This is a genomic window from Sphingobium chlorophenolicum, from assembly GCF_000722875.1.
GTDB classification, from domain to species: Bacteria; Pseudomonadota; Alphaproteobacteria; order Sphingomonadales; family Sphingomonadaceae; genus Sphingobium; species Sphingobium chlorophenolicum.
In genome coordinates this window covers 70,751-80,026 of sequence record NZ_JFHR01000022.1, presented here as the reverse complement: position 1 = coordinate 80,026, position 9,276 = coordinate 70,751, and the positions used below count along the sequence as shown (strand labels likewise).

Genomic DNA, 9,276 nt, shown 5'->3' with positions numbered 1-9,276 from the left:
CAACGATGAGAAAATAACCCACCCCGCCCCCTCCGAGAGGACCCAGAAAAAAAGACCCCGCCCCCTCCTCCTCCGCGCGCTCCCCCCGGGGACCCCCCAGGCCGCCCCAGCCCCCTGCCCAGTTCCCCCGCCGCTAGCCGAACCCTGGACAAGCTGGCCCCAAAGCGGCGCAACCACTGCCGGAGCCAGCGCTTCCACCGCCCCCCGCCTGATCCTCGGCAAACCACTGACCGCAACGCTGCGCCCGGCCCCGCAAATCCAGTTCGCCGTCCCGCCGGGCAAGACCATGCCCAAAAGCTATGCGGGCCTCTTCACCCTGTCCGTCAAGGATCAGGCCCGCATCGGCATAGCCCTGTCCGACGCCGCCTGGATCGACGCCGCCACCGGCACGACCGCCCTTATATCGGTGGATCACGGCCACGGCCCGGACTGCTCCGGCATCCCCAAGATCGTCTGGTTCGACCTGCCGCCGGGCCTTCACACCATCCAGATCGCCAGCGCGGCGAAACCGACCATCCGCATCATGGCAGCCGACGCCCGCGCCAACCAGCCTCAGCCGCGCTGAGCCAGTTATACAGGCCGCTTCCGGAACATCACGATCGGCTTCATCATCATCACCGGCTCGTCCCGCTGGTTGTACAGCGTGACCTGCGACGTGATGACGCCCATTTCCGGACGGCTGCGGGACTCTTTCTTCGCGATCACTTCGGACGTGCCGCGCAGCGTGTCCCCCGGCCGCACCGGCTGCAACCAGCGCAGGTCATCGACGCCGATCGCGCCAAGCCCCGCCGGTTTGGCGTCCGTATTCCGGCTCCATCCCTCGACCATCATCTTCATCGACAGCGCCGTCGTATGCCAGCCGCTGGAGGCAAGGCTGCCGAAATGGGTTTGCGCCGCCCCCTCGTCGGACAAGTGGAAGGGCTGCGGATCGAATTCCGTGGCGAAGGCGATGATCTCGTCCCGGCTGACGGTCAGCGGGCCGAATTCCTTCATGTTGCCCAGCTCCAAGTCTTCGAAATAGATCATCTCGCTCATACACATTCCCTTCCGTTGCGGGCGAGAGTTAGTTTCCGCTTACGAGAACGTCAATGCTTGACCAGCCCGGCCAGCGCCGCCGGATCGCCATCGCCCGGCAACGCCACAATCCCCAGCATCCGCGCCAGCAGCGGATAGACATCGACATTGGCGAAATCCGCTGGAGGGTGAAAGCGGACGTCGAACGCTGGCCCATTCGCGATGAACAGCGCCTGCATTTCCGGCGCCCGGTCGTCCCACCCATGATCGCCACCCGCAAAAGGCTTGGCGGGCGCGGTCGGCTGGATCGTCCAGCCAGTCTCCCCCAGGCAGAAATAGGGCGGGATGCGCCGATGCGTCCCATAATGGAAGCGCGCCGGAATATCGCCCTTGCGCCAGCACTGCATATGCGCTTGCGGCTTCAACAGCGCGGCCTCCAGCGCCGCCTCATGCCCCGGCCGAGCCTCCATGCTGGCATAAGGGCCGCTCTCCACGATGCGATAGTCCGCCGGGTTCGCCACCTTGTCCATCGCCACCACCTGCTCGCTGGATTTGCGCGCCATGCCATGGTCGGACAGGATGATGAGGTTCGCCGGTTGCCCCAGCGCCCTCAGCCCGTTGACCAACATGCCGATCTGCCCGTCGACCTCTTGTACAGCGCTGGCCGTTTCGGTCGCATCGGGACCGTGGATGTGGCCCGCCGTATCGACCGCATCGAAATAAAGCGTCAAGAACCGCGGCCTTATCCCGGCAGGCCGCCGCAAAAGGTCCAGCACGCCGTTCACCCGCTGAACGCCGGAAATTTCCTGATTGAACTGCGCCCAGTCGCTCGGCCGCGTCCCCCCGGTCAGCGCATAGGGCCATGCCGAAGCCCTGCTCGCCCCCCAGGCGACGTTGGAACCAGGCCAAAATAGCGTAGCCGTCCGCACCCCCGCCTTTTCCGCGGTCACCCAGATCGGCTCGGCCTCCTTCCACCAATAGGGATCGTCGCTCGCCATGGTGAATATCTCGCCGGGCCGGGAAGCATCCTCCATCTTGTTGGCGACGATGCCGCTATGGTCGGGCCGCTCGCCGGTCACGATTGCCCAATGATTGGGAAAGGTCTTGGTCGGAAAGGACGGCCGCATCGCCGCCTCGACCCCGCCCGCAGCCAGCGCAGACAAATGCGGCGTCACCCCGCGCTCCAGATAATCCGGTCGAAAGCCGTCGATGGACACCAATATGGTGACGGCCTGCCGCTGTTCCGCCGGGGCGACGACGGAAACCGGTCGCTGCCCCGGCGCGCAAGCGCCGAGCGCGGCAAACAGGAACAGACAGGCAAGGGGTAGGCGAGGAAAATGCATGGCCTATGCCTTACCAGCCGGACGGTGACGGTAAAGTGACGCTATGCGCCAATATAAGGCGCGATGGCCATCCACGCCGCCCGCTTGGCCTCCCGCGACATGCTGGCGAAGGCCCCGCTGGAGGAGGGCAGGTCGATCAGCGCCAACCCCGCCCGTTCCCCGATCTGTCGCCGCCCATGCAGCGCCGCCGTCCTGCCGTTGAACGCCACCGCCTCCAATGCCGGCAGCCGCTCCACGAAAGCCCCCAGATCGCGCAACTCCGCGCCCCGGATCGCAGAGTCCAGACTGCCTTCCCGATCCGCGCTCTCGATCACGTCCCACAGCCCCACGTGCCGCGCCTTCAGCCGCTTCAACCGCATCGCATAGGGCTGACCGCGCAAATCCTCCCCCAGCACATCGCCCATCAACGCCCAGAAGGCATTGCCGCGATGCGCATAATATTCGCCCTGCTTGATCGAAACATCGCCCGGCAGGCTGCCCAGGATCAGCAGCCTCGTCCCTTCATCGACGCTGGGCGGAAAGGCCGCCTTGCGCCGCGCAGGCATCTGTCCCGGCCGCAGCATCCGGACTTAGACGTTGAAACGGAACAGCATGATATCGCCGTCCTGCGTCACATAATCCTTGCCTTCGGACCGCCACTTGCCCGCTTCCTTGGCCCCAGCCTCGCCATTAAACTGGACATAGTCGGCATAGGCCATGGTCTCGGCCCGGATGAAGCCCTTCTCGAAATCCGTATGGATCGCGCCCGCAGCCTGAGGAGCCTTCGACCCTTTGGTCACGGTCCAGGCACGGGCTTCCTTCGGCCCCACGGTGAAGAAGGTGATCAGCCCCAGCAATTCATAGCCCGCCCGGATGATGCGAGCCAAACCCGCCTCGGTCAGCCCCAGCGCCTCCAGATATTCCGTGCGCTCCTCCATCGGCATGGTAATGAGTTCCGCCTCGATCGCGGCGGAAACGATCACCGCCTTGGCATTCTCGGCCGCAGCCTTCTCGAACACCCGCGCCGAATGGGCGTTGCCGGTCGCCGCGCTCTCTTCCTCGACATTGCACACGTACAGCACCGGCTTGGCCGTCAGCAACTGCGCCTGCCCGAAAAGCCGCTCTTCCTCGACATCCTTCGGCACGGTCAGCCGCGCAGGCTTCCCGTCGCGCAGCAGTTCCAGCGCCTGCCCCAGCACCGAAGCGGCGGCCTTGGCCTCCTTGTCCCCCTGCGCCGCCTTCTTGGCCAGATTGGGAACGCGCTTCTCCAGGCTCTCCAGATCGGCCAGCATCAATTCCGTTTCGACCGTCTCCGCATCGGCGATGGGATCGACCTTGCCCTCGACATGAGTGATGTCGCCATCCTCGAAACAGCGCAGCACATGGACGATGGCGTCCGTCTCGCGGATATTGGCCAGAAACTGGTTGCCCAACCCTTCGCCCTTGGACGCCCCGCGTACCAGCCCCGCAATGTCCACGAAGCTGAGCTGCGTCTCGATGATCTTGGCGCTGCCGCCGATCTTGGCGATGGTCTGCAACCGGTCGTCGGGCACGGCGACGCGGCCCTCATTCGGCTCGATGGTGCAGAAGGGATAGTTCGCCGCCTGCGCCGCCTGCGTCTCGGTCAGCGCATTGAACAGGGTGGACTTGCCCACATTGGGAAGCCCGACGATACCGCAACGAAAACCCATGTACCTGCCTTCACGTCAAGATGATTGGCCGCGCCGATAACCCTTTCCGCGCCTAAAGGCCAGCCTCAGTGCCGGAAGAATAAGGTGATCGAAGCCACATGATTGACCCGCGCATTGCCGCCGCGCTGGTCGATATATTGGTTGAGATAGCCGATCTCCGCCGTGGAAGCGCCGCCGAGCCCCAATTCCGCCCCGACGAAGCTGCGCAACTGGTCGAACCCGCCCTTCGCGCCCCAATCGGTGCTGTTGAGCGCCACGAATCCCTCGCCATAGATCAGCGCATTCACCGCATTGCTGCCCGCCTTCAACGGCTTTTCATAGCGCAGCATCTCGCGCAGCCGCCAGCCCATGTCGCCGCCGTTCGACCGCCAACGCTGCTCCAGCCGCGTCCGCGACGACAGTTCGCCGTCCCAGGGCTTGCCCATGACCCAACTGACCTGCTGGAAACTGCGCTCCTCATTCACGTCCCGTCCGCCCTCCACGGTCTGCAACGCGTGCGCATAGCCCTGATAGACGGTCAGGCGAGGCGAAAGCTTCCACCCCACCGCGCCCCGCAGCAGCAATTGGTCGAGCCGCGACGCCCCATCGCCCATCCGAGGCTGCACCTCCGCGAAATAGACGAGCTTTCCCGACACCGCTCCCATGGCGGTCAGATTGACCCAAAGCTGCTCGTCTTCGGCGGTGCGGGCTTGCGCGTGAGAAACGGGAAATGCCAGACAGGCGGCAAGAACGGGAAAAAGGCGGCGCATCGGAGTTCCTGAAAGGCGCGGGAAGTTGGATCGGCCCAACGCGAAACGTGCTCCTGCGCAGGCAGGAGCCCAGTTCGAACGGCAGGACTAGGCTCCTGCCTGCGCAGGAGCACTGGAATCTTCCACTCAGTAGGAATGCTCTATCGCGCCATCATTTCCCGCTGATTTCCGAAAAGTAAGCGTTCGCGGCCGCCCTCAGGTAATGACGCTGGGCTTCTCCATCCCGGTAAAGCCGGAAATATCCGCCACCTCCTGCGCCGCCTGCACCAGCGGCGCCAGCGCATCTCCCGTTTCCAGCGCCAGATCGCCGTCCACGCCCACATAGCGCTCGATGTAAACGCGCAGGGTCGCGCCCTCCGTGCCCGTGCCCGACAGCCGGAACACCACCCGCGACCCATCCTCGAACAGCACGCGCACGCCCTGGTTGCGGCTGACCGACTGGTCGGTGGGATCGACATAGGCGAAATCGTCGGCGCTCTTCACCGTCCCGCCACTGTTCACCGTCCCCGGCAACGCCTCCAGCTTCCCGCGCAGCGCCGCCATCAGCGCATCCGCCTTGTCCTTGGCGATGCCCTCATAATCATGCCGCGCATAATAATTCCGGCCATAGGTCGCCCAATGTTCGGCCATGATCTGCGCCACGCCCTGCCGCCGCGCCGCCAATATGTTCAGCCACAGCAGCACCGCCCATATGCCGTCCTTCTCCCGCACATGGTCGGACCCGGTCCCCGCGCTTTCCTCGCCGCAGATGGTCGCCATCCCGGCATCCAGCAGATTGCCGAAGAATTTCCACCCCGTCGGCGTCTCGTAAAGCGGAATGCCCAGCTTTTCGGCCACCCGGTCCGCCGCGCCGCTGGTCGGCATCGACCGCGCAATCCCCTTCAGACCCGCCGCATAGCCCGGCGCCAGATGCGCGTTGGCCGCCAGCACCGCCAGCGAATCCGAAGGCGTCACATAGCAATGCCGCCCGATGATCAGGTTTCGGTCGCCGTCCCCGTCCGAAGCCGCCCCGAAATCCGGCGCATCTGCCGCCATCATCCGGTCGTACAACTCCCTGGCATGAACCAGATTGGGATCGGGATGATGATGACCGAAGTCGGGCAGGGGAGTCCCGTTCCGCACGGTTCCCGCAGGCGCGCCCAGCCGCTTCTCGAAAATCTCGACCGCATAGGGTCCGGTCACGGCGCTCATGCTATCGAAGGAAAGCGTGAAACCCCCTGCGATCATCGCCCGGATCGCGCCGAAATCGAACAGCGTCTCCATCAGATCGGCATAGCCCGCCACCGGATCGACCACCTCGACGGTCATGCCGCCCAGATCGCTGATGCCGGGCGTATCGATATCGACATCCCCCGCCTCCAGGATGCGATAGGAATCGATCGCCAACGTTCGCGCATAGATGGCGTCCGTCACCTTCTCCGGCGCTGGCCCGCCGTTGGAGACATTATATTTGATCCCGAAATCCTCATCCGGCCCGCCCGGATTATGACTGGCCGACAGCACCAGCCCGCCGAACGCGCCAGAAGACCGGATCAGATGCGAAGCCGCCGGAGTGGAAAGAATGCCGCCCCGACCCACCAGCACTCGCCCGAAACCATTGGCCGCCGCCATCTTCAGCACGATCTGAATGACTTCCCGGTTCAGATAACGCCCGTCGCCGCCCACGACCAGCGTCTGGCCTGCATAGCCCTCCAGACTGTCGAACACCGACTGGACGAAATTTTCCGCATAATGGGGTTGCTGGAAAGTGCGGACCTTCTTGCGCAGGCCGGACGTGCCCGGCTTCTGATCGTCGAAAGGCGTCGTCGAGACGGTCTGTATCACCCGTATCCCCTTGGGAAAATGGAAAGTCAGGCTTCCTCTATGGCCCGGCAATGCGACCAATCGCAATCGAAACTCTGCGTCCCACCGCGAGCGCAGGGCGGACGAGCGCGCATAGGGATTGTCGTGCAGAGGCGCTGATGTCCCATATGGGTGGGTGGCCGTCATTCCCCCTCCCGCAGGCGTTCAAACGAGGCACGTGACTCGTTTGAAGGGGCTAGGGGGTGGGCTGGCGCAACATCTGCATTGTTTTGCAGCGGTTAAGTCAGAAGCTCGCTCCGCTCGCACCCACCCCCTAACCCCTCCCGTTTACGGGAGGGGAATGTCTTGGAATGGCCAAAAATCCCCAACCCCTAATCCGCCAACCGCAACGCCACCTCATTCATGAACCGCGCATCATCCCCCTTGGCGAGCCACTCCGCCTCCGCCCCGATCGCGCCGAGCATATCGGCCAGCGCGTCCGTCTCGCTCTTGTGATAATTGCCCAGCACATAGCCATGCACCCGGTCCTTATGCCCCGGATGCCCGATGCCTATCCTGACCCGGCGAAATTCCGCCCCGATATGCGCGTCGGTCGACCGCAGGCCGTTATGCCCGGCATTGCCGCCGCCGCGCTTCACCTTCACCTTCATCGGCGCCAGATCCAGCTCGTCGTGAAAGACCGTCACATCCTGAGGCGCCAGCTTGTAGAAGCGCATCGCCTCACCCACCGACCGCCCGCTTTCGTTCATGAAGGTCGCAGGCTTGATCAGGACGATCTTCTCCGGCCCGATCCGCCCCTCCTGCACCCATCCCTGAAACTGCTTCTTCGGCGGCGAAAAGCGATGCATGTCCGCGATGACGTCCGCAGCCATGAAGCCGACATTATGCCGGTTCATCGCATATTGGGTTCCGGGATTGCCCAGCCCCACCCAGATCTGCATTGACCATCTCCAAAACGAACCAACCCCCGTTCGCCCTGAGCCTGTCGAAGGGCCTCGCTTCTCTTTGGAAGAAGAGCGGGGCTTCGACAAGCTCAGCCCGAACGGGGGTTGAGCAAACCGATAAAGCGGTCAGCCAGACTTAAAGGCTTATTCGCCCTGAGCCGGCGTTTCGTTGTCGCCTTCGGCGCTCTTCAGGGCCGAGGGCGCAACGATGGTCGCGACGGTGAAGTCGGTCTCGTCATGCGCGGCCTTGGCGCCCTTGGGCAGCTTCACGGCGCTGATGTGGATGGTTTCGCCCACGTCCAGGCCGGTCAGGTCGACGACGACGTCATCGGGGATTTCCGCCGCGTCGACGATCAGTTCGACCTCATGCGCGACGATGTTCAGCACGCCGCCCTTCTTCAGGCCCGGCGATGCATCTTCATTCTTGAAGACGACCGGCACGTTGACGTGGACGGTGGCGTGTTCCGAAACGCGCAGGAAATCGGCGTGCAGCGGACGGTCGCTCACGGGGTGGAAAGCCACATCCTTGGGCAGGGTGCGGACCTTCTTGCCGCCGACTTCGACGAAGACGACCGAATTGAAGAAGTGGCCGGTGCCAAGCAGCTTGTTGAGGAGCTTTTCCTCGACATGGATCGACTGCGGTTCTTCATTGTTACCATAGATGACGGCGGGTACGCGGCCCTCACGGCGGAGAGCGCGGGAGGCTCCCTTGCCTGCCCGATCGCGTGCCTCGGCCGACAGCGTAAGCTGCTCGCTCATTGCGTGTCTCCAAAAGCAAATTGATGTAATCGCCCGCCACGCCTCCAGGGATGACCATGCCGGGACCGGCGCCCAATAACAGAAAAGCGCGCGAAAGCAAGGGGCACCCTATTGCACCCGCGTCACCCTGTATCCGCTGGCTTGCAGCATCTCCACCAGATTGCCCTTGCCCGCCAGATGCCCCGCGCCCACCGCGATGAACGGCCGCCCTTTCACCGCCGCCACCGCCTTCACCCAATCCCGGTTCCGGTCCACCAGCACGGCCTTCTCGACCGCCGGATCAGGCTCCTCGCCCATCCGGTCCTCCTGCGCCAGCGTCGCTATGTCGCCCTTGATCCAGGCGTTGAGGATGCGGTCGTAAAGCGCCCGCATATCCTTCGCCTCCCGCACCGTATCGATCAGCAAACGCTGCTGCGCCGCCTCCGGTAAAGTATCGAAGGCCCGGAACTGCCGCTCCACCGTCTCCAGCCCGCCGATCGGCTTCCCCGCATCCCTGAAAGCCGCGATCAGCGCCGGTTCCACGCCATGATCCTGGCTGACATGCAAGGCCTGCTGCGCCGCCGCGGAAAGCAGCATCGCCGCCGCCCAGCTTTCATAGCCGGATAGCGTCCGCACGCTGGCGCCGCCCTCGCTGGCGATCTCCTCCAACGCGGCCCGATCCTCGCCCGGCACCCGCGCCTCCAGCGGCGGCAGCCCCGGACTGCGCCCCATCTTCTCGAATTGCGCCAGCGTCCCCGCCTGATCCTGAATCTCCGCCGATTCCAGCACCAGCCGGTCCGCGCCTGCGATGGCGTCCTCCATCGCCCGCGTCCGCCATTTCACGCCATCGGGCAGCACATGGATGGTCCCGAACAGCCAGCCGTCCAGCCCCTTGCCCTCGACCCGCCACAGCGCAGGCCCGCCGCCCGCAGGCGGGGCAGGGGGCTCACTCCCGCAGGCCACAACCAGAAAAAATGCCGCCAGCCCAAGCCAGCAAGCCAGCCGACGGATCATG

Annotated in this window: 10 protein-coding genes; 1 reads left to right on the top strand and 9 read right to left on the bottom strand. The window is 64.4% G+C overall.

What is annotated here, in order from left to right:
- Positions 1–286 precede the first annotated feature (286 nt).
- Positions 287–565, top strand: coding sequence for a hypothetical protein (locus BV95_RS24545; protein ID WP_234703155.1), 279 nt, complete (start codon positions 287–289; stop codon positions 563–565).
- 5 nt (positions 566–570) lie between these two features.
- On the opposite strand, the gene BV95_RS11135 is transcribed toward BV95_RS24545, so the two are convergent.
- The 9 genes from BV95_RS11135 to BV95_RS11095 all read right to left on the bottom strand — a co-directional run bounded on the left by BV95_RS11135 (position 571) and on the right by BV95_RS11095 (position 9,275).
- Positions 571–1,035, bottom strand: coding sequence for a MaoC family dehydratase (locus BV95_RS11135; RefSeq protein WP_013846800.1), 465 nt, complete (start codon positions 1,033–1,035; stop codon positions 571–573).
- A 50-nt stretch (positions 1,036–1,085) separates the two neighbouring features.
- The gene (locus tag BV95_RS11130) at positions 1,086–2,357 is read right to left on the bottom strand and encodes an alkaline phosphatase family protein (protein ID WP_037451445.1); all 1,272 of its coding nucleotides are present in this window, start codon (positions 2,355–2,357) and stop codon (positions 1,086–1,088) included.
- Between the two features lie 41 nt (positions 2,358–2,398).
- On the bottom strand, positions 2,399–2,920 hold the full coding sequence (locus tag BV95_RS11125; protein ID WP_037451443.1) for a DNA-deoxyinosine glycosylase: 522 nt from the start codon (positions 2,918–2,920) through the stop codon (positions 2,399–2,401).
- A gap of 6 nt (positions 2,921–2,926) precedes the next feature.
- Entirely contained in the window at positions 2,927–4,027 is a 1,101-nt protein-coding gene (gene ychF / locus BV95_RS11120) for a redox-regulated ATPase YchF (RefSeq protein WP_037451437.1), read from the bottom strand.
- Between the two features lie 65 nt (positions 4,028–4,092).
- Positions 4,093–4,776, bottom strand: a complete 684-nt coding sequence (locus tag BV95_RS11115; protein ID WP_037451435.1) for a DUF2490 domain-containing protein — start codon at positions 4,774–4,776, stop codon at positions 4,093–4,095.
- A 195-nt stretch (positions 4,777–4,971) separates the two neighbouring features.
- The gene (locus BV95_RS11110; RefSeq protein WP_037451432.1) at positions 4,972–6,600 is read right to left on the bottom strand and encodes an alpha-D-glucose phosphate-specific phosphoglucomutase; all 1,629 of its coding nucleotides are present in this window, start codon (positions 6,598–6,600) and stop codon (positions 4,972–4,974) included.
- A 350-nt stretch (positions 6,601–6,950) separates the two neighbouring features.
- Positions 6,951–7,520 (bottom strand): aminoacyl-tRNA hydrolase, encoded by a 570-nt coding sequence (gene pth, locus BV95_RS11105; RefSeq protein WP_037451429.1) that lies wholly within the window; start codon positions 7,518–7,520, stop codon positions 6,951–6,953.
- A 147-nt stretch (positions 7,521–7,667) separates the two neighbouring features.
- A complete protein-coding gene (locus BV95_RS11100) occupies positions 7,668–8,282 on the bottom strand; it encodes a 50S ribosomal protein L25/general stress protein Ctc (protein ID WP_013846794.1) in 615 nt (204 codons plus the stop codon).
- Positions 8,283–8,390: 108 nt separating this feature from the next.
- The gene (locus BV95_RS11095; protein ID WP_037451426.1) at positions 8,391–9,275 is read right to left on the bottom strand and encodes a TraB/GumN family protein; all 885 of its coding nucleotides are present in this window, start codon (positions 9,273–9,275) and stop codon (positions 8,391–8,393) included.
- Position 9,276: the final 1 nt, after the last annotated feature.

Coding starts and splice junctions, on each gene's coding strand:
- BV95_RS11115 (WP_037451435.1), bottom strand. CDS start 4,776: ATGCGCCGCCTTTTTCCCGTTCTTGCCGCCTGTCTGGCATTTCCCGTT.
- ychF (WP_037451437.1), bottom strand. CDS start 4,027: ATGGGTTTTCGTTGCGGTATCGTCGGGCTTCCCAATGTGGGCAAGTCC.
- BV95_RS11095 (WP_037451426.1), bottom strand. CDS start 9,275: ATGATCCGTCGGCTGGCTTGCTGGCTTGGGCTGGCGGCATTTTTTCTG.
- BV95_RS11125 (WP_037451443.1), bottom strand. CDS start 2,920: ATGCTGCGGCCGGGACAGATGCCTGCGCGGCGCAAGGCGGCCTTTCCG.
- BV95_RS24545 (WP_234703155.1), top strand. CDS start 287: ATGCCCAAAAGCTATGCGGGCCTCTTCACCCTGTCCGTCAAGGATCAG.
- BV95_RS11130 (WP_037451445.1), bottom strand. CDS start 2,357: ATGCATTTTCCTCGCCTACCCCTTGCCTGTCTGTTCCTGTTTGCCGCG.
- BV95_RS11100 (WP_013846794.1), bottom strand. CDS start 8,282: ATGAGCGAGCAGCTTACGCTGTCGGCCGAGGCACGCGATCGGGCAGGC.
- BV95_RS11135 (WP_013846800.1), bottom strand. CDS start 1,035: ATGAGCGAGATGATCTATTTCGAAGACTTGGAGCTGGGCAACATGAAG.
- pth (WP_037451429.1), bottom strand. CDS start 7,520: ATGCAGATCTGGGTGGGGCTGGGCAATCCCGGAACCCAATATGCGATG.